Genomic DNA, 17,692 nt, shown 5'->3' with positions numbered 1-17,692 from the left:
TATCCTGATGGTGGCCGGTGTGGAGTACTTCTTCGTAGCGAGCATGGGAGTCGGCCTGATCGTCCTCATCCGGTGGATGGCGATGGACAGCACCTATCGATCCACCAAGCGAAGACTCAGGCTGGCGCGCGAGCACGCCAACCAGTACATCCTCCCGGAGGACCTCGACTACCCCTGCCAGCAGCTCCTGCGCCGCGCGCAGAACGCGGTCGAGGCGATCATGGCCTCGGCGGTCCACAAGGCCGGCCTGATCGACAGCATCGAGAACCAGGTGTCGCTGCCGGAGGAGGTCTGGCAGATCGCCACCCGGCTGCGGAAGCTGTCGTCGATGCACGCCGAGCAAGGGAAGATCATCCCGCGCGAGCTGCCGAAGGGCATGGAGGACGCGTTCAAGCCGTACACCAGCGCGCTCGACGCCGCCTGGACGTCGCTGTCCCAGCGCGTACGCCACCTGGAGAAGTACGCCAAGCAGGTGCTCAAGGCGGACAAGGTCTACCACGCCCACACCCGGCTGGAGAAGCTGGCGGCCAAGACCCCGGAGTACCAGCAGCTCATCGCCGAGACCGTGCGCGACGAGCTCGCCCACGAGCGCATCAGGGAGCTCTCGGACCAGGCGGCGCACGTGCGCAAGCTGTTCGAGGAGAGCATCCTTCAGGCCAGGCAGGCGGCCGGGGAGCTGCTGCGCTCCCCGCTCACGTAGAGGGCACGGCGCGGCGCAGGAGCTCCAGCGTCCTGCGCATGCCGGCCTCGTTGCCGAGGCTGCGGTAGATCTCCCTGGCCTGCTCCAGCGGCTCCACCGCGGCCGCGCGCCCGCCCGCGTCCAGGTGCGCCTCGCCGAGGTAGCGCAGGCTCCTGGCCATCCACCACCGGTCCTCCAGCTCGGCGAACTCCCGCACCGCCCGCCGCAGCTCCTGCTCCGACTCCTCGATGCGCCCGAGCCTGGCCAGCGCCCGCCCGGCGGACACCGCGGTCCTGGCCACCCCCCACGAGTCGGCCAGCGCGACCAGGATCTCCTCGGCGCGCCGGACGTGGTCCAGCTCGCGCAGCCCGTTGTCCGGGTCGCCCACCTCGCCGGCGGCGCGCAGGCAGCGGGCCTCCTCCCATAACTCCCCGCGCTGCTTGAACATCTCCCCGGCCCGGTCGAGGCTGAAGCCGGCCCTGGTGAACAGGTTGGCGGCCAGCCGGTGGTCGCCGTGGCGGTGCTCGCCGCGTGCCTGGGCCGCCAGCACCTCGCCGTAGACGCGCAGGGTCTGCGCCTCGGAGTAGCGGTTGCCCTCCCGCTTGAAGGTCTCCAAAGCGTCCTCCAGCAGCTCCCTGGCCTCCTCCGGGCGCCGCTCCGCCATCCGCATCTCGGCCAGGTTGCGCTGGGTGCGGGCCATCCACCACACGTCGTCCTCGCCCTTGAACGCGGTGATGGCCCCGATCAGGAAGTCCTGCGCCCGGTCCAGGTGGCCGTCGCTGAACAGCGTCATGCCGATCGTGCGCATGGCCCGGGCGGCCCACCAGGTCTCGCCCAGCTCGTTGAAGATCGCCAGCGCCCGCTCGGACTCCTCCAGGCCCCGCTCGCGCAGCCCCAGTCCGCCGTGCACGGCCGCGGCGTCGAGCAGCGCGATGGCCAGGGAGCGGCGGTCGCCGGCCTTCTCCGCGGCCTGGCAGCCCAGCTCCGCCACGGCCACCCAGTCGGCCCAGTACGCGCGCAGCGAGTGGCACAGCGAGCAGAACGCCCTGGCGAGCCCCCACGTCAGCTCCCAGAGCCGGAGCTGGTGAGCCAGGTGGATCATGGCGAGGAGCGAGAGCCGCTCGGCGTTGAGCCAGTCGCCCGCCCCGAGCTGCCCGTCGGCGCTGGCGCGCCGGCCGCCCCTGCTCCAGTCCTGCGGCCAGCGGTTCTGGGCGGCGTCCTCGGCGCGGCGGCGGTAGCCGTAGAGCACGCGCTCGATGGCGGCGCTGCGCCGCTCGTCCTCGTCGCGATCGGCCAGCTCGGCGGCGAAGACCCGGACCAGGTCGTGCAGGCGGTAGCGCATCGTGCCGGTCTGGTCGGTGCCCGAGCACTCGGCGAGCTGGGCGTCCATGAGCGCCTCCAGCTGGTCGGCGCCGTCCAGCCCGGAGATGTCGAGCAGCTCGCCCGCCACCCAGCCGGGCACGTCGGGCGAGGTCAGCGCGCTGAGCAGGCGCAGCAGGCGGCGCTGCATGCCGGTGCAGTCGTCGTAGCTGAGCTGTACGGAGGCGCGCACGCTCTTGTCCACCGTGGGCGCCACTTCCAGCATGTCGAGGATGCGCCGCGTGTCCACCAGCCGGTTGGCCATCTCGCGCATCGTCCACTGCTCGCGGGTGGCCAGCCGGCCGCCGCAGATGTTGATCGCCAGCGGCAGGTAGTCGCACAACCGCACGACCTCCTTGGCGGCCTCCAGGTCGTCCACGACCCTGGCCCCGCCGGCCAGCCTGGCCAGCAGCTCCACCCCGTGCGCCTCGCTGAACTCGCCGAGCCGCCTGTCGTGCGTGCCGTTCAGGAACAGCGGGGAGCGCGAGGTGACCAGCACCGCGCAGCCGGGCTCGGCCGGGATGAGCGCCTTGACCTGCTCAGCGTCGTGCGCGTTGTCGAGGCCGATGAGGATCTTGCGGCCCTTGGTCCAGGTCAGCCAGAGCTTGCGCAGCTCCTCCAGCCCGCCGGGGTCGGTGGTCAGGCGCACGTCCAGCGCCCGCAGGAACCCGATCAGCACCTCATCGGGCCGTACCGGGGCGTCCACGCCGCCGCGCAGGTCGGCGTAGAGCCGGCCGTCGGGGAACCAGCCGGCCACCTCCTGCCCGAACCTGGTCATGAGCGCCGACTTGCCGACGCCGCCGCGCCCGTACACGGAGACGACCAGCGGCGGCGAGAGGTCGGAGGACTTGCGCCGGGCGGAGAACACCTCGCGCAGCTCGGACAGCGCCTCGGCGCGTCCGGTGAAGTGCTCGGGCACGGGCGGCCACTGGTCGGGGGCCATCGAGTCGGGCTCCGCCCGGGGCCGGCTCTTGGCGCCGGCGCGCGACTCGGTGGTGGCCCAGGTGGTCAGGCCGACGAGCAGGGCCGCGGCCACGGTGACGCCGATCTTGGCGACGGGCGGGATCTCCCACTCCACGGACGCGGCCAGCACGCTCGCGGCGGCTGCCGCCAGCCCGGCGGAGACGGGAGCCGCCCAGGGCACCTTTCTGCGTCGCGGCTTCTCCGGAAGGTTGTCCCCTGTCAACGAACACCCCCTTTGGGGGTGATTCAAGCCGATGGGGTACGGCTTGCGCCAGCCGTACCCCATCGTTCACTCAGATTCCGATCACAGGACAGGTGGCCGTCATGGTCTTGCTGGGGTCGCTCTCCGAGGTGGCGGTGAGCTTGACCTTGGCCAGCCGGTCGCCGCCCGCCTCGCGCACGGCGTTGACGCTCACGAGCGCCTGCTTGCCGAACGCGACGGAGGCCAGCGCGTTGGGGAGCTGGGTGGTCCAGCCCTTGCCCTGGACCTCGGCCTTGAGGCGGTAGAGGTCGGACTTCAGGTAGGCGCCGACGTCCTCCGGGTGCTGCCCCTGGGCCGGGGCCGCCTTGCCGGTGTTGAACAGCGGGAACTTGCAGGTGGAGATGTTCCTGGCGGTGGGGATGCCCGCCGCGGGGAGCAGCTTCAGCCCTCTCCGCTGCGGGCCCGCGCCGTCGAGCGAGCGGATCGCGACGGTGTAGGAGAGCTCACCCTCGCGGTTGCGGTGCACGTCGGTGATGTAGAAGTGCAGGCGGTTGGCCTCGTCGACGTACTCGTACTCGCTGCCGGAGTCGGTGCCTGCGTGGAAGAGCGCGTCGGAGAGCTGCCGGTAGTCGCCGATCGTGATCGGCACCTTGGTCCCGTCGGGCAGGACGTAGTCGGTCATGCCGATGTCCTGCGGGTTGGCGTCGATCACCCACTCGAACGCCGGGAGCTTCCAGCCGGGGCCGCGGTCCTCGTTCTTGGTCTTGGCCAGCAGCACGCCCGCGTCGGGGGTGAAGGAGTCGCTGCCCATGCGGTCCACGACCTCGACGGTGTAGTTCTCCCAGCCGCCGCCGTCGCACATCGGATCGGTGGTGACGTCGCAGGCGGGGCTCTTGTCACCGGTGTCGAAGGAGATGTTGACGCCCGACAGCCCGTTCTCGCCCGGTTGCACGGAGCGGGCCGTGACGCGGGCCGTGACCAGCCCGGACTCGTCCAGTGCCTCGCGCGAGAGCCGCAGCACGTTCTGCTCGTCCACCATGCCCAGCTTGATCTTGTTGCGCAGCATGTGGTGGGCGCCCATGGACGCGCCGCCGGTGGGCGGGATCAGCCAGCGGGAGTGCGGGCCGCCCGGGCCGTTGAAGCTGCCGCGGCTGAGCATCTCCCAGATGCCGGTGTAGGCCCTGTTCACCGGGGTGGCGTAGGGGTTGTTGTAGTTGTCGGCGATGCCCATGATGTGGCTCAGCTCGTGGGCGTAGACCGCCATGCCCGAGCTCTCGGCCTGCACCGAGTCGACGCCGAAGCGGGCGTTGGGCCAGAACGTGGAGCCGGCCTGCCAGGAGGTCCACTCGACGTAACGGGTCGGCGACCAGTTGGGCAGGGCGGGGTCCGGCGGGCCCCACTCGTCGGTCACGTCCTCCTTGGTGGGGAACTTCATCATGCCGAACTCCTGCCAGGTGGACGATTCGTCCTGGCCGGCGCTCAGGTAGAAGACGAAGTCGAACTGGGCGAGCACGTCGGGGCCGACGGCGGCGAGCCAGGCGGCGTTGCCGTCGGTGCGCAGGTTCCGCGTGCAGGTGTCACCCGCGGGGCAGGCGCCGCGCTGGTACTCCATGGCGTACTCGTGGTCCTTGCCCGGCATCGTGTAGGGGCCGAAGCCGGTCAGCTCCACGCCGATCCGCCCGCCGGAGTCCTCCATCCAGTACTCGTGGATGGTGTGTCCCTTGTTCAGGTCGTTCGGGGTGTTGAGGAAGTCCTGGTAGAACTTCGCCACCTGCTCGCGCGGGATGTCGTGGGCCTCGGCGCTCGGGTTGCCGAAGACCGTCGAGCCCTTGGGCTGGGTCACCACGAACGGCTGGTTGGCGTAGTCGAGCAGGACGAGCGCGCCCTTGAAGGTGCGCTGCGAGCCCTTGACCGAGGGGTCGTTCCAGTTGGTGCCGGGCGGCTTCTTGTAGTCCGCCCACGTCATGTTGTCGGGGTTCTCCCAGTTCTGCGGGTCGATGGGCTTGATGCCGCCCGGTGCCGGGCGGGTGCGCAGGGCCGGGGCGTCGTCGAGGGATGTGTCCGACTGCCAGGGCTGCGTTTGCGGCCAGTGGTCCAGCCGCCACGGGTGCTCAGGATCTTCGGGGGGTGCTGCGGAAGCAGGGGTCGCCATCAGGCTCACCGGGATCAGCACGATGGCTGCCAGCAAACCCTTCAGCAGCTTCTTCGGGGCGTTCACGGATTGACGGTATAGACGTTATTGACGGAGATCACCGAGCAGTTGTAGGGAAGACTCGTAGTCACGTTTCCGTCAATTGACGAAAAGTCCACGTAGAGGTGGGATTGTGGCGGATCTCCAGCGGACCGTTGACGAGCTCGCCGCCCGGCTCGACCGCCCTCTCCTGCTGGAGGACCGCGTCCAGCGCGTCGTGGCGTACAGCGAGCAGAGCGGCGCCATGGACGACGTGCGGCGCGACTCGATCCTGCGCCGGCACACCGTGCCCGAGGTGCGGCAGTGGTTACGGACGGCGGGCATCCACGAGGCCACCGGGCCCCTGCGCACGCCCGGCGCCCCGCACCTGGGGCTGCTGCCGCGCGTCTGCGTGCCGATCAGGCACGCGGACGGCCTGCTCGGGTTCCTGTGGCTCATCGACGCCGAGCCGGCCATGACGGACGCCGGCGTCGCCGAGGCGGCGGCCGCCGCGCCCGGGCTGGCCCTGGCGCTGTTCCACGAGAGCCTGGCCAGCGGGCTGGCCTCGCACCGGGAGCTGGAGGCGGTCACCGGGCTGCTGCTCGGCGACCGGGAGGCCGCCAAGGACGCCGCCGAGCAGCTCATCGAGGCGGGCGCGTTCCCCCAGGCGCAACCCGTCAGCGTGCAGGTGGCCAGGCCGCGCACGGCCGAGCCGGACGACGCGCTCAGGCTGGCGCTGGAGCAGGGGCTGCTGGCGCTGCGGCGGCGGCTGAGCGGGCACCATCCGCTGCACCTGGTGCGCTACGACCACGCCGTGCTGCTCACCGCCGGGCCGCCGGTCCCGGCCGACGACCTGCACGCGGCCATGCCGGTGCCGGTGGTGGTGGGGATCGGCCGGCCGAGCCCGGCGCTGGCGCGGGCGGCGGGGTCGTACCGGGAGGCCCGGAACGCGGCCGAGGTGGCCGCGCGGGTGCCGGGGCTGGGGCGGACGGCGGAGTGGGCCCGGCTGGGCGTGTACCGGATGCTCACCCAGCTGCCCGACCAGGAGCTGCACCCCGGGCTCGAAGGGCTGCTCGGCGACGCTCAGTACCTGCCGCTGCTGGAGACGCTGGAGACGTATCTGGACCTGGCGGGCAGCGCGGTGGCGACCTCGCGGGCGCTGCGGCTGCACCGCACGTCGCTGTACTACCGGCTGCAGCGGGTGGAGGAGCTGGCGCGGACGGATCTGAAGGACGGCGGCGAGCGGCTGGCGCTGCACCTCAGTCTCAAGCTCGCGCGGCTCTCGGGGCGCTACTTACCTAGGGATTCACATGGTTCGTCCTGATTGCGGTGATGTCTCAGCTTCACGTTTAATGCTCTGAGGGCTAATTCTTGACGGGGAGTGGGGATGCCGTCCGCGAAGCGTGCCAGGCCGATGATGGGCAGGCGCGCGCCCGCGCCGGTCGTGATCCACTCCGCGCCGATCGTCCTGCCCGTGTGCGCCGATCCGGTGCGTGACGGCGCGGTGGCCACGCGCGGCGAGCGGGTGCTCGCCGTGGGCCCGCGCGCGGAGCTGCTGGCCTCCTACCCGGCCGCCGATGAGGTGCGCTGGTGGGGCATGATCGTGGCGGGCCTGGTGGACGCGTGCTCGGCCGTCCCGTCCGCCGCGCCGGGGGTGACCGCCCGCGCCCGCGTGGTGTCCGACCTGGCCGATCCCCCGGACTTCCCCGGCATCTCGTACGTCGCCGTGACCAGCCGGAGCGAGCAGGAGTGGGAGGACAGCGAGCGGGACGCCGTCATCACCGCCATCCGCGAGATCGACCGGCCCTGCGCGGTCGGGATCGCGGTGCACACCCGCGACCCCCTCGTGCTGGAGGACGTCTCCGTACTGGCCAGGACGTTCGGGCTGCGCCTGCTGGTCGACCTGGACCGGCACTCCCCCGCGGCGCTGGACGAGGCCGGGGTGCTGGGGCCGCTGTGCCACGTGGTGTGCGCCAGGCCGCTCGACCCGGGCGAGCGCAAGCTGCTGCGGCTGCGCAGGACCGTGGTGGCCCTGTGCCCGGCCGCCGAGGACGCGCTGGCCCTGATCGAGGAGGGCAACGTCGTCGCCTTCTGCGACACCGGGGCCTCCGGGCCGCTCGGGCTGGCCGCGGCCGTGCGGCGGCACGTGCGCGGGCTCGGCCTGCGGCCGCGCGGGCTGGACCGCAGGCTGGTGGAGGCCGCCACGCTGGGCGGGGCCAGAGCGCTGGGCCTGGACCGGGGCAGGGGCCGCATCGGGGCGCTGGCCCCCGGCGCCCGCGCCGACTTCGCGGTCTACGACGCGCGCGGGCGGTATCCGTACTCCGCGCTGCTGGCCGAGCCGCCGTGCCTGGGCACGGTCGTCGGCGGCACGCTCGCCGCGTCGGCCTGATCTTCCGGACCTGGCGTCCCGGCACCGGCCTGATCTGCCGAACCGGGCGTCCCGGCACCGGCCTGATCTGCCGAACCGGGCGTCCCGACATCGGCCTGGTCACCCCGACCGGGCGTCCACCGGCCTCGGGTTGATCACCTGAACTGGGCGTCCACCAGCATCAGCAGCTCGCCGAGCTGGTCGCGCTGATCCTGCGAGAGCACCGCGAACAACTCCTCCCCCGCCTGCCTGCGCGCGTCGCGGGCCCGCTCCGCCATGTCCCGGCCCTCGGGCGTGATCACGAGCAGGGTCGAGCGGCGGTTGGCCGGATCGACCTCCCTGCGCACCAGCCCGGCCTCCTCCAGCGCGTCCACGACCGGCGTGAGCGAGCGGGGCACGATGCGCAGCTCGTCGGCGAGCCTGACCATGCGCATGGGCCGCTCGGCCTCGGCGACCGCCCGCAGTGCCCGCGCCTGGCCGGGGTTGAGCCCCAGCGGCACCAGCCGATGACTGTAGCCGTGCCGCAACCGCTTGCCGACCAGGAACAAGAGCTCGGAGAGCTCCTTTTCTTCCATGCTGATCAGTCTAGCGGAACAATTATGAGCTAACCTCTGTTTGAGTGGACATCTGAAAGGAGGCAGCACTTGGCGGAGGAACCCCGTGCGCCGCTCGGGCGCATCGTCAAGCTGTTCGGCGCCTACCGCGGCCGCCTGAGCGTGGTGGCCTCGCTCATCCTGCTGTCGTCCCTGGTCTCGCTGGCCTCGCCGTTCCTGCTCCGTGAGGTGCTGGACGTGGCGATCCCGGCCAGGGACGCCGGGCTGCTCACGCTGCTGGCGCTGGGCATGATCGCCGTGGCGGTCACGACGAGCGTGTTCGACACGCTGCAGACGCTGGTCTCCACCACCGTGGGCCAGCGGGTGATGCACGACCTGCGCATCGCGGTCTACACCCACCTCCAGCGTATGTCCCTGGCCTTCTTCACCAGGACCAGGACAGGCGAGGTGCAGTCACGCATCGCCAACGACATCGGCGGCATGCAGGCGGTCGTCACCTCGACCGCCGCCTCCCTGGTCTCCAACCTGACCACCGTGATCGCCACCATCGTCGCCATGATCGCGCTCGACTGGCGGCTGACCCTGGTCTCGCTCGTGCTGCTGCCGGTGTTCGTGTGGATCAGCCGCAAGGTCGGCAGCGAGCGCAAGCGCATCACCTCCGAGCGCCAGCACAAGCTGGCCGGCATCGCCACCATGGTGCAGGAGTCGTTGTCGATCAGCGGCATCCTGCTGGGCCGCACGATGGGCCGCTCCGCCGAGCTGACCGAGCGCTTCGGCAGGGCCTCCGACGAGCTGGCCGAGCTCGGCGTGCGCACCAGCATGGCCGGGCGGTGGCGGCAGTCGTCCATCCAGATCGTGATGGCGGCCATGCCCGCGGCGATCTACTGGGCCGTCGGCCACACCGGGTCGATCTCGGTGGGCACGCTGGTGGCCTTCACCACGCTGCAGACGAGCCTGTTCAGGCCGGCGGTCTCGCTGCTGCGGCTCGGGGTCGAGGTGCAGACCTCGCTGGCGCTGTTCGGGCGCATCTTCGAGTATCTGGACCTGCCCGTGGACATCCGTCCCGGCACGCGGCGGCTCGACGCCGTACGCGGCGAGGTCCGCTTCGAGCACGTCGGCTTCTCCTACGGCGAGGCCCCCACGCTGACCGACGTGGACGTCACGGTCCCCGCCGGCACGAGCCTGGCGATCGTCGGCGAGACGGGCTCGGGCAAGACCACGATGAGCTACCTGCTCCCCCGCCTGTACGACGTCACCGGCGGCCGCGTCACGATCGACGGGGTGGACGTGCGGGAGCTGACGTTCGAGACGCTGAGCGACGCCGTCGGCGTGGTGTCGCAGGAGACGTACCTGTTCCACGCCTCGATCGCCGACAACCTGCGCTTCGCCCGCCCCTCGGCGACCGGCGACGAGCTGGAGGCGGCGGCGCGGGCGGCGCGCATCCACGACCACATCGCCTCGCTGCCCGACGGCTACGACACGCTGGTGGGCGAGCGCGGCTACCGCTTCTCCGGCGGCGAGAAGCAGCGCCTGGCCATCGCCCGCACGCTGCTGCGCGACCCGCCGGTGCTGATCCTCGACGAGGCCACCAGCTCGCTGGACACGCAGACGGAGCTGGCCGTCCAGCAGGCCCTCGACACGCTGGCGCGGGGCCGTACGACGATCACCATCGCCCACCGCCTGTCCACGATCCGCGACGCCGACCAGATCGTCGTGCTGGACCAGGGGCGCGTCGTGGAACGCGGCACGCACGAGGAGCTGATGGCCGGGGGCGGCCACTACGCGGCGCTGGTGAGCCGCGATCAGCCCGTGGAACTCGTCTAATCGCATTTTAAACGTGTCTTGCCTCACATTCCGGTCAGACCGGAATCGGCTCGCGGGAACGGTGCGTTTGTTCCCGCGGTGCATCATCAAGGCAAGGACCCGTTTTGTCTCCCACATCCTCCACGTTCAGAGCCCTGCGTCATCACAATTACCGGCTCTGGGCGGGAGCTGACATCGTCTCGGTCACCGGCACCTGGATGCAGGTGCTCGGCGTCAACTGGCTCGTCCTCACCCTGACCGGCTCGGCGACCAGCGTCGGGCTGAGCCTCGTCATGCAGGCCCTGCCGACGCTGCTGTTCGGCATGTGGGGCGGCGCGCTGGCCGACCGCCTGCCCAGCAGGCCGGTCGTGGTCGCCGCGCAGCTCGCCCAGGCCGGGCTCGCCGCCGTGCTGGCGGTGCTCGCGTTCACGGACGTGCGCTCCGTGCTGCCCCTCTACGCCGTGGCGCTGGCCGGCGGCCTGGTCTCCGCGCTCGGCGGGCCCGCGCTCGGCCGGTTCGGCGCCGAGGTGGTGCCCCCCGCCGACCTGCCGAACGCGATGGCGCTCGGCTCCATCCTGAACTCCGCCGGCCGCATCCTGGGCATGAGCCTGGCGGGCGTGCTGCTGCCGCTCACCGGCATGGGCGGCCTGTTCGTCATCAACGCCGCCAGCTTCTTCGTGGTGATCGCGGCCATGGCGGCCATGCGGCGCGCGGAGTTCCACGTGCTGGCCGCCGCCGAGCGGCAGCCGGGCGCCGTGCTGGAGGGCCTGCGGTACGTGCTGCGCACGCCCTGGCTGCTCGTCGTCCTGGCGCTCTGGTTCGTCTCGGGCAGCGTCGGGCGCAACTACCAGGTCACCATGGCGGCCATGAGCGCCGGGCCCCTGGAGTCGGGCGCCGGCGGGTACGGCCTGCTGTCCACCGTCTTCGCCGTCGGGACCGTGCTGGGCGGCTTCCTGGCCGCCACCAGGCCGCACCTGACCCTCAGGCTGCTGCTGATCACCGCGTTCCTGACCGGCGTGGCGCAGGCGCTGAGCGGGCTGATGCCGTCGCTGTGGACGTTCGCCGCCATGATGTTGCCGATCGCGGCCGGCGCGGTGGCGCTCGACACCACCGTCAACGCCCGGGCCCAGCTCGACAGCCCCGAGAAGATGCGCGGCCGGGTCATCGCGGCCCTGTCCATCGTCAGCGCGGGTGCGGGCGCGGCCGGCGGACCGCTGCTCGGCTGGCTCAGCGACACGCTCGGCCCGCGGGTGGCGCTGGAGATCGGCGGGGTGGCGTGCGTGGCGGCGGCCCTGCTCACGGCCGTGGCGCTGGCCCGGCTGTCCGGGCGTACGATCCGGCAGGCCGTCAGGCTGCGGCCGAGCCTGGAGAACGCCTGACCCCGCCGGGAATTCCCGCTCACCCCTCTTGGCTTGACTTCAGTGAGCAGGTAACCTACAACTGGAGTTAGAGGTTAGCTGCAAACGAGATCCCACGAGGAGGGTGGACCATGTTGTTGACCTCGATCGACCCGTTCTTCCAGGAGTTCGAGCGGCAGTTCAACCGGCTCGCTCGCCAGACCTTCGACAGCAGCGGCGGCGCCGTCATGCCGATGGACGGGCTGCGCCGCGCGGACGACGTGCTCCTGCGCTTCGACCTGCCCGGCATCGACCCCGACTCCATCGAGGTGACGGTGGACCGCGGCGTCCTCAGCGTCAGCGCCCGCCGCGAGGAGGAGATCGCCGAGGACGAGCGGCTGTTCGTCCGGGAGCGCACCATGGGCACGTTCACCCGGCGGGTCTACCTGTCCGAGCACCTCGACAGCGACAAGATCGACGCCGGGTACGCCAACGGCGTGCTCACCGTCCGCATCCCGGTCCTGGAGCGGGCCAAGCCGCGCAAGGTGGCGATCCAGCGCGGCGAGACCAAGGCCATCAAGGCCTGATGCGCGCGGTACGGGGGCGGGTGTTCCGCCCGCCCCCGCGCCACGAGGAGAATGGAAGCATGCCGGACCTGCCGTTCGACGACGAACACGCGCCTCTCTACTCGCTCGGGCAGGTGGCGGAGATGCTCCAGGTCCAGCAGGCGTTCCTGCGGCGGCTCGACCAGCACGACGTCATCAGGCCGAGCCGGTCGAGCGGCGGCCAGCGGCGTTACTCGCGCCGCGACATCATCATCGTGCAGCACGTGACCCGCATGACCCAGGAGGGCATGACGCTCATCGCCATCCGCCGCATCCTGGAGCTGGAGCATGAGGTCGTCGTGCTCCGCCAGCAGCTCAAGGAGGCCCGCGCCCGGCTGCGCGACCTGGAGTGACCTCGGGGGCCGTGGCGGGCGCGGCCTCGTGGCGGCGCCCGCCCTGGTGGCGGGCGCGTACCCTCATCACGTGCACAACACCAGATACGCGCCTTCCGGCATGGTGTGCAGCGTCGATCACCTGGCCTCGGCGGCCGGGCTGACGATGCTGGAGCGTGGCGGATCGGCCGCGGACGCGGCCATCGCCACCAACGCCGTGCTCGCCGTCGTCGCCCCCCACATGTGCGGTCTCGGCGGCGACCTGTTCGCCCTGGTCCACGAGCCGGCCCGGAGAGGCGGGGCGAGCGCGCTCAACGCCTCCGGCCGGGCGGGATCCGGCGCCGATCCCGCCCGGCTGCGCGCCGAGGGTCACACGCGCATGCCGCACCTGCACGACGTCAGGTCCGTGCCGGTGCCCGGCTGCGTGGACGGCTGGGCGGCGCTGCACGCCCGGCACGGCCGGCTGCCGCTGGCGGAGCTGCTCGCGCCGGCGATCAGGCTGGCCGATCACGGCTTCCCCGCCTCGCCGCTGATGCTGGCGGGCGCCGTGGCCGCGGCCCGCCGGCCCGGCGGCGCCGACTTCGCCGCCGTGCGCGCCGCCGGCGACCGCGTCACCAGGCCGGGCGTCGCGCGGGCGCTGCGCGCGGTGGCCGAGCGCGGCAGGGACGGCTTCTATCTGGGCGAGTTCGGGCAGGGCCTGGTCGAGCTGGGCGCCGGCGAGTACACCGAGGGTGACCTGGCCGTGCCGGGCGCCGACTGGGTCGAGCCGCTGAAGGCGCGCGTGTTCGGCCACGACGTCTGGTCGATGCCGCCCAACTCCCAGGGCTACCTGCTGCTGCGCGCGCTGGCCATCGCCGAGGGGCTCGACCTGCCCCGCTCGCCCCGCCATCCCGCCTGGGCCCACCTGCTGGCCGAGTCCGCCAGGGTCGCCGGGCACGACCGGCTCGACGTGCTGCACGAGGCCGCCAAGGACCTGCTCGAACCGGCCGAGACCGCCAGGCGGCGGGCGCTCATCGACCCGGGCTCCCGGCTGCGGCTGCGCGCCCCGGCCGAGCCGGGCGACACGACGTACCTGTGCGCGGTCGACGCCGACGGCATGGGCGTCTCGCTGATCCAGTCGAACGCGGCCGGGTTCGGCAGCATGCTCTTCGAACCCCGTACCGGGATCAACCTCCACAACCGCGGCATCGGCTTCTCCCTCAAGCCCGGCCATCCCGCCGAGTACGGCCCCGGCAGGCGCCCGCCCCACACGCTCACGCCCGCGCTGATCACCCGCCGCGACGGCACGCTCAGGTCCGTGGTGGGCACGATGGGCGGCGACGCGCAGCCCCAGATCCTGCTGCAGGTCATCACCCGCCTGCTGCTGCACGGCGAGGAGCCGGGGCGGGCGATCTCGGCGCCGCGCTGGCGGCTGGGCACCGGCGGCACCGGGTTCGACACCTGGGACTCCCCCGACGACGCCGTGCTCGACCTGGAGGAGGGCGCGAGCTGGGCCGACGGCCTGGCGGCGATCGGCCACCGGGTGGCGGCGCTGCCGTACGGGAGCTCGTTCGGCCACGCCCACCTCATCGACGTCCGGGACGACGGGATGCTGGCCGGCGCCGCCGACCCCCGCTCGCTCGTCGGATCCGCGATTGGACGCTGACCGTCCGGGTAGCGAGCCACACCATGGCTACGGACGTCATCACTCTCATCACGCAGGACCACAGGGTCGTAGAAGGCATCTTCGACAAGCTCAAGAAGCGGCAGGGCGACCAGAAGGCTCTGGTCGCCGAACTGCACGCCCTCCTGATCGCGCACGCGCGCGCCGAGGAGGACCGCGTCTACCCGGGCATCGACGCCCACCACAGCGTCGAGGAGCACAAGGAGGCGGAGGTCCTGCTCGACTCGCTCGTGCGCGCGCAGCCCGGCACGGCGGAGTTCGCCAAGGCCCTCGACGATCTCATCGAGTCCGTCAACCACCACGTCGAGGAGGAGGAGACCAAGCTCCTGCCCTCGCTGAAGAAGGCGGCGGACGCCAAGGAGCTGGAGCGGCTCGGCAAGGCGTTCTGGGAGCGCAGGGCCGAGGAGCTGCAGGCGCTGGGCGGCCCGGCCGGCTCGGCCGACGGCCCCACCAAGGCCGAGCTGAACGAGCGGGCGCAGCAGGCGGACATCCCCGGCCGCTCCCAGATGGGCAAAGAAGAGTTGGCACAGGCCCTGCGGGACACCAAGTCCTAGGATTCCGGCCCGCTCCCTGGGTAGGGGGCGCGTATGACCGAAACACCTCCGAACCGGCACGGCATGGCAGATGAGCAGGAGATCGAGGTCACCGAGTGGACCGACGATCTCGGCCTCCGCCACGAGGTCGTCGAGGACGACCCGCAACGCAGGGACACCCTGGACGAACGGCTGCGGCGAGAGGCTCCCGAGCGCCTGCGCCAGCCCCGCCCCAAGCACCGGCTGACCCAGCCGGACGAGGGCCTGGAGCCTGACCGGGACGACGAGGAGATCGGTGTGGACTACCTCGACGACAACGACGACCTGTCGGCCGAGGAGCGAGCCGTCCGCATCGATCCCGACGAGAATCTCACGTGAGCCGTTCCAGGGCGGGCAGGAGCGCGTGCAGGTCGTCGACGATCACGTCGGCGGCCTGCGCTTCCTGGCGTTCGGCATGCAGGTAGCCCCAGGGGCCGCGGCGCAGCAGCGCCGTGCGCATGCCCGCGGCGGCGGCCGGCAGCACGTCGTTGTCGAGCCGGTCCCCCACGTAGAGGATCTCGGCCGGCTCGCGGCCCGCCACGGCGGCCACCTTGGCGAAGAAGCCCGCCTCCGGCTTGGACACGCCCCAGCCCTCGGAGGTGTGCACGGAGTCGGCGGGCAGGTCCATGGCGACCAGGGCGTCGTAGGCACGCCGGGGCTGATTGCCCGCGATGATCACCTGGTGCCCGGCCGCGCGGATGGCGGACAGAGCCTCGCGCACGTCGGGGTAGAGGTCGTCGGCGTCGAAGTGGTTGCGCAGGCCGCGGGGGTCGTCCCGCTCCCAGGCGGCCTCCTCGGTCTCGAGGTCGAAGCCCGGCCGGATCAGCCGGAAGGCGTCGCCGTGCGGGCGGTCCAGCGCGGCCATCCCGCCCAGCGCGCCCATCAGCACGAAGTGGCTCACGCCCAGCCGCTCGGCCCAGCGCGACCAGATGCGCGTCTCGTCGATCAGCGTCTCCCCGACGTCGAACACCACTGCTTTGATCATCGATCCCCCCACCCTGTTTCACCTCATACATCTGGGCACTAGCACACACCGGACGAACTATCCGTAAGGGGGATCTTTTCATGCAACCAGAGCGTGACGCGAAGGACCGCCAGCTCGACGAGCACCGCGTGCCACTCGACGACCTCAACATGACCACCGATCAGGGCATCCGGGTCGACGACACGGACAACTCGCTCAAGGCGGGCACCCGCGGGCCGACCCTCATGGAGGACTTCCACTTCCGCGAGAAGATCACCCGCTTCGACCACGAGCGCATCCCCGAGCGGGTGGTGCACGCCAGGGGCTCGGGCGCGTACGGGGTCTTCGAGCTGTACGAGCCGCTCGGCGAGTACACCTCCGCCGCGTTCCTGAACGACACCTCCGTCAAGACGCCCACCTTCGTGCGCTTCTCGACGGTGGCGGGCTTCCGCGGCTCGGCCGACACCGTACGCGACGTGCGCGGCTTCGCCACGAAGTTCTACACCACCCAGGGCAACTTCGACCTGGTCGCCAACAACTTCCCGGTCTTCTTCATCCAGGACGGCATCAAGTTCCCCGACTTCGTGCACGCCGTCAAGCCGGAGCCGCACTGGGAGATCCCGCAGGCGCAGTCGGCGCACGACACGTTCTGGGACTTCATCCAGCTCCAGCCCGAGTCGCTGCACATGATCATGTGGCTGATGTCCGACCGGGCGATCCCGCGCAGCTACCGGATGATGCAGGGCTTCGGGGTGCACACGTTCCGGCTGGTGAACGACCGGGGGCAGGGCACGTTCGTCAAGTGGCACTGGCGGCCGAAGCTGGGGACGTACTCGCTGGTGTGGGACGAGGTGCTGCGCATCCAGGGCAACGACCCCGACTTCAACCGCCGTGACCTGTGGGAGGCGATCGAGCAGGGCGCCTACCCCGAGTACGAGCTGTGCGTGCAGCTCGTGCCCGAGTCGCGCGAGCACGACTTCGACTTCGACCTGCTCGATCCCACGAAGATCATCCCTGAGGAGCAGGTGCCGCTGCGGCCCGTCGGCAAGATGACGCTCACCCGCAACCCGCAGAATTTCCACGCCGAGACCGAGCAGGTGGCCTTCCACACGGCCAACCTCGTGCCCGGCATCGACTTCACCAACGACCCCCTGCTCCAGGCGCGCAACTTCTCCTACCTGGACACCCAGCTCCTGAGGCTCGGCGGGCCCAACTTCCCGCAGATCCCCATCAACCGCCCGATCTCCCCCGTACGCAACGACCAGCGCGACGGCTTCCACCAGCACCTGATCCACGAGTCGCGCACCAGCTACGCGCCCAACTCCATCAGCGGCGGCTGCCCGGCGGCCATGGACGGCTACCGGCACTACCAGGAGAAGGTGGAAGGCTCCAAGATCCGCATGCGCAGCCCGAGCTTCGAGGACCACTACAGCCAGGCCACGCTGTTCTGGAACAGCATGGCCGACTGGGAGAAGCGGCACATCGTGGCCGCCTTCCTGTTCGAGCTGGGGCACGTGGAGCGCAAGCACATCAAGGAGGCCATGGTCGTCCACTGCGGCAAGATCCATCCGGATCTGGGCGCGGCGGTCGCCCAGGGCCTCGGCCTGCCCGCGCCGAGCGGCGGCCAGGTGCACTCCGCCGCCTCGCCCGCGCTCAGCATGACCGGCCAGCCCCGCAGCGTCGCCACCCGCAAGATCGCCATCCTGATGGCCGACGGGACGGACGCCGCCGCCGTCACCGCCTTCCGCCAGGCGCTCGAAGGCCAGGGGGCGATCTGCGAGATCGTGGCGCCGCACGAGGGCGAGATCGGCGGCCTGCCGGTGGACCGGCAGCTCAGCGCGGCCAACTCGGTCATCTACGACGCGGTGGTGGCCGCCGATGGGGGCGCGCTCGCCTCCTCCGCGAGGGCCGTCTTCTTCGTGCTGGAGGCGTTCAGGCACGGCAAGGCCGTGGGGGCCGTGGGGTCGGGGCGGCAGCTCGTGGAGGCCGCTCGGCTGCCCAACGACGTGGGAGTGGTCGTGGGGGACGACATCGCCTCCGCCTTCGCCGAGGCGGTGGCGGGGCACCGGTTCTACGACCGGGACGTGTCCGGCGTACCCGCCTGAGACCTGGTCGGCCGCC

Annotated in this window: 15 protein-coding genes; 11 read left to right on the top strand and 4 right to left on the bottom strand. The window is 71.5% G+C overall.

The features are described 5' to 3' along the window. The first annotated feature begins 7 nt into the window (after positions 1 to 7). Complete coding sequence (locus tag HD597_RS05650) at positions 8 to 700, top strand: hypothetical protein (protein ID WP_253740641.1); 693 nt, start codon at positions 8 to 10, stop codon at positions 698 to 700. Here the strand turns inward: HD597_RS05650 and HD597_RS05645 are convergent. After that, a complete protein-coding gene (locus HD597_RS05645) occupies positions 693 to 3,224 on the bottom strand; it encodes an ATP-binding protein (RefSeq protein WP_253740640.1) in 2,532 nt (843 codons plus the stop codon). The genes HD597_RS05650 and HD597_RS05645 overlap by 8 nt on opposite strands. 70 nt (positions 3,225 to 3,294) lie before the next feature. Beyond that, positions 3,295 to 5,421 (bottom strand): M6 family metalloprotease domain-containing protein, encoded by a 2,127-nt coding sequence (locus HD597_RS05640; RefSeq protein ID WP_253740639.1) that lies wholly within the window; start codon positions 5,419 to 5,421, stop codon positions 3,295 to 3,297. Between the two features lie 106 nt (positions 5,422 to 5,527). Here HD597_RS05640 and HD597_RS05635 point away from each other — a divergent pair, with 106 nt between their 5' ends. Further along, the gene (locus HD597_RS05635) at positions 5,528 to 6,697 is read left to right on the top strand and encodes a PucR family transcriptional regulator (RefSeq protein ID WP_253740638.1); all 1,170 of its coding nucleotides are present in this window, start codon (positions 5,528 to 5,530) and stop codon (positions 6,695 to 6,697) included. Positions 6,698 to 6,760: 63 nt separating this feature from the next. Beyond that, positions 6,761 to 7,762 carry an amidohydrolase family protein gene (locus tag HD597_RS05630; RefSeq protein ID WP_253740637.1) on the top strand — a complete coding sequence of 334 codons (1,002 nt, stop codon included), beginning with the start codon at positions 6,761 to 6,763 and terminating at the stop codon, positions 7,760 to 7,762. A 134-nt stretch (positions 7,763 to 7,896) separates the two neighbouring features. Here HD597_RS05630 and HD597_RS05625 read toward each other — a convergent pair whose 3' ends face one another. Continuing rightward, positions 7,897 to 8,316, bottom strand: a complete 420-nt coding sequence (locus tag HD597_RS05625) for a MarR family winged helix-turn-helix transcriptional regulator (RefSeq protein WP_253740636.1) — start codon at positions 8,314 to 8,316, stop codon at positions 7,897 to 7,899. Between the two features lie 69 nt (positions 8,317 to 8,385). Here HD597_RS05625 and HD597_RS05620 point away from each other — a divergent pair, with 69 nt between their 5' ends. From HD597_RS05620 to HD597_RS05590, 7 genes are all read left to right on the top strand, one after another. Beyond that, a complete protein-coding gene (locus HD597_RS05620) occupies positions 8,386 to 10,119 on the top strand; it encodes an ABC transporter ATP-binding protein (RefSeq protein ID WP_253740634.1) in 1,734 nt (577 codons plus the stop codon). Positions 10,120 to 10,223: 104 nt separating this feature from the next. Next, entirely contained in the window at positions 10,224 to 11,477 is a 1,254-nt protein-coding gene (locus HD597_RS05615) for an MFS transporter (RefSeq protein ID WP_253740632.1), read from the top strand. 110 nt (positions 11,478 to 11,587) lie between these two features. Then, positions 11,588 to 12,022: an Hsp20/alpha crystallin family protein gene (locus tag HD597_RS05610; protein ID WP_253740631.1), complete on the top strand. Its 435-nt coding sequence runs from the start codon at positions 11,588 to 11,590 to the stop codon at positions 12,020 to 12,022. Further along, positions 12,022 to 12,393 carry a MerR family transcriptional regulator gene (locus HD597_RS05605; protein WP_308210568.1) on the top strand — a complete coding sequence of 124 codons (372 nt, stop codon included), beginning with the start codon at positions 12,022 to 12,024 and terminating at the stop codon, positions 12,391 to 12,393. Before HD597_RS05610 ends, HD597_RS05605 begins: the two co-directional genes overlap by 1 nt. Before the next feature lie 70 nt (positions 12,394 to 12,463). Then, entirely contained in the window at positions 12,464 to 14,017 is a 1,554-nt protein-coding gene (locus HD597_RS05600) for a gamma-glutamyltransferase family protein (protein ID WP_253740630.1), read from the top strand. 23 nt (positions 14,018 to 14,040) lie between these two features. Next, positions 14,041 to 14,589 carry a hemerythrin domain-containing protein gene (locus tag HD597_RS05595; RefSeq protein ID WP_253740629.1) on the top strand — a complete coding sequence of 183 codons (549 nt, stop codon included), beginning with the start codon at positions 14,041 to 14,043 and terminating at the stop codon, positions 14,587 to 14,589. Between the two features lie 33 nt (positions 14,590 to 14,622). After that, a complete protein-coding gene (locus HD597_RS05590) occupies positions 14,623 to 14,946 on the top strand; it encodes a DUF5709 domain-containing protein (RefSeq protein ID WP_253740628.1) in 324 nt (107 codons plus the stop codon). Here the strand turns inward: HD597_RS05590 and HD597_RS05585 are convergent. Continuing rightward, a complete protein-coding gene (locus tag HD597_RS05585) occupies positions 14,939 to 15,592 on the bottom strand; it encodes an HAD family hydrolase (RefSeq protein ID WP_253740626.1) in 654 nt (217 codons plus the stop codon). The two genes, HD597_RS05590 and HD597_RS05585, sit on opposite strands and share 8 nt — an antisense overlap. Positions 15,593 to 15,672: 80 nt before the next feature. On the opposite strand from HD597_RS05585, the gene HD597_RS05580 reads away from it, so the two are divergent. Beyond that, positions 15,673 to 17,676 carry a catalase gene (locus HD597_RS05580; protein WP_253740625.1) on the top strand — a complete coding sequence of 668 codons (2,004 nt, stop codon included), beginning with the start codon at positions 15,673 to 15,675 and terminating at the stop codon, positions 17,674 to 17,676. Positions 17,677 to 17,692: the final 16 nt, after the last annotated feature.

This window comes from Nonomuraea thailandensis (assembly GCF_024172165.1).
Taxonomy (GTDB): Bacteria; Actinomycetota; Actinomycetes; order Streptosporangiales; family Streptosporangiaceae; genus Nonomuraea; species Nonomuraea thailandensis.
This window is presented reverse-complemented; position numbering and strand designations above follow the sequence as displayed.

What these genes read in the sequence shown, in the direction of transcription:
- HD597_RS05590 (WP_253740628.1), top strand. Translation starts at nt 14,623, where the DNA reads ATGACCGAAACACCTCCGAACCGGCACGGCATGGCAGATGAGCAGGAG.
- HD597_RS05595 (WP_253740629.1), top strand. Translation starts at nt 14,041, where the DNA reads ATGGCTACGGACGTCATCACTCTCATCACGCAGGACCACAGGGTCGTA.
- HD597_RS05610 (WP_253740631.1), top strand. Translation starts at nt 11,588, where the DNA reads ATGTTGTTGACCTCGATCGACCCGTTCTTCCAGGAGTTCGAGCGGCAG.
- HD597_RS05630 (WP_253740637.1), top strand. Translation starts at nt 6,761, where the DNA reads ATGCCGTCCGCGAAGCGTGCCAGGCCGATGATGGGCAGGCGCGCGCCC.
- HD597_RS05605 (WP_308210568.1), top strand. Translation starts at nt 12,022, where the DNA reads ATGCGCGCGGTACGGGGGCGGGTGTTCCGCCCGCCCCCGCGCCACGAG.
- HD597_RS05625 (WP_253740636.1), bottom strand. Translation starts at nt 8,316, where the DNA reads ATGGAAGAAAAGGAGCTCTCCGAGCTCTTGTTCCTGGTCGGCAAGCGG.
- HD597_RS05585 (WP_253740626.1), bottom strand. Translation starts at nt 15,592, where the DNA reads ATGATCAAAGCAGTGGTGTTCGACGTCGGGGAGACGCTGATCGACGAG.
- HD597_RS05580 (WP_253740625.1), top strand. Translation starts at nt 15,673, where the DNA reads ATGCAACCAGAGCGTGACGCGAAGGACCGCCAGCTCGACGAGCACCGC.
- HD597_RS05650 (WP_253740641.1), top strand. Translation starts at nt 8, where the DNA reads ATGGTGGCCGGTGTGGAGTACTTCTTCGTAGCGAGCATGGGAGTCGGC.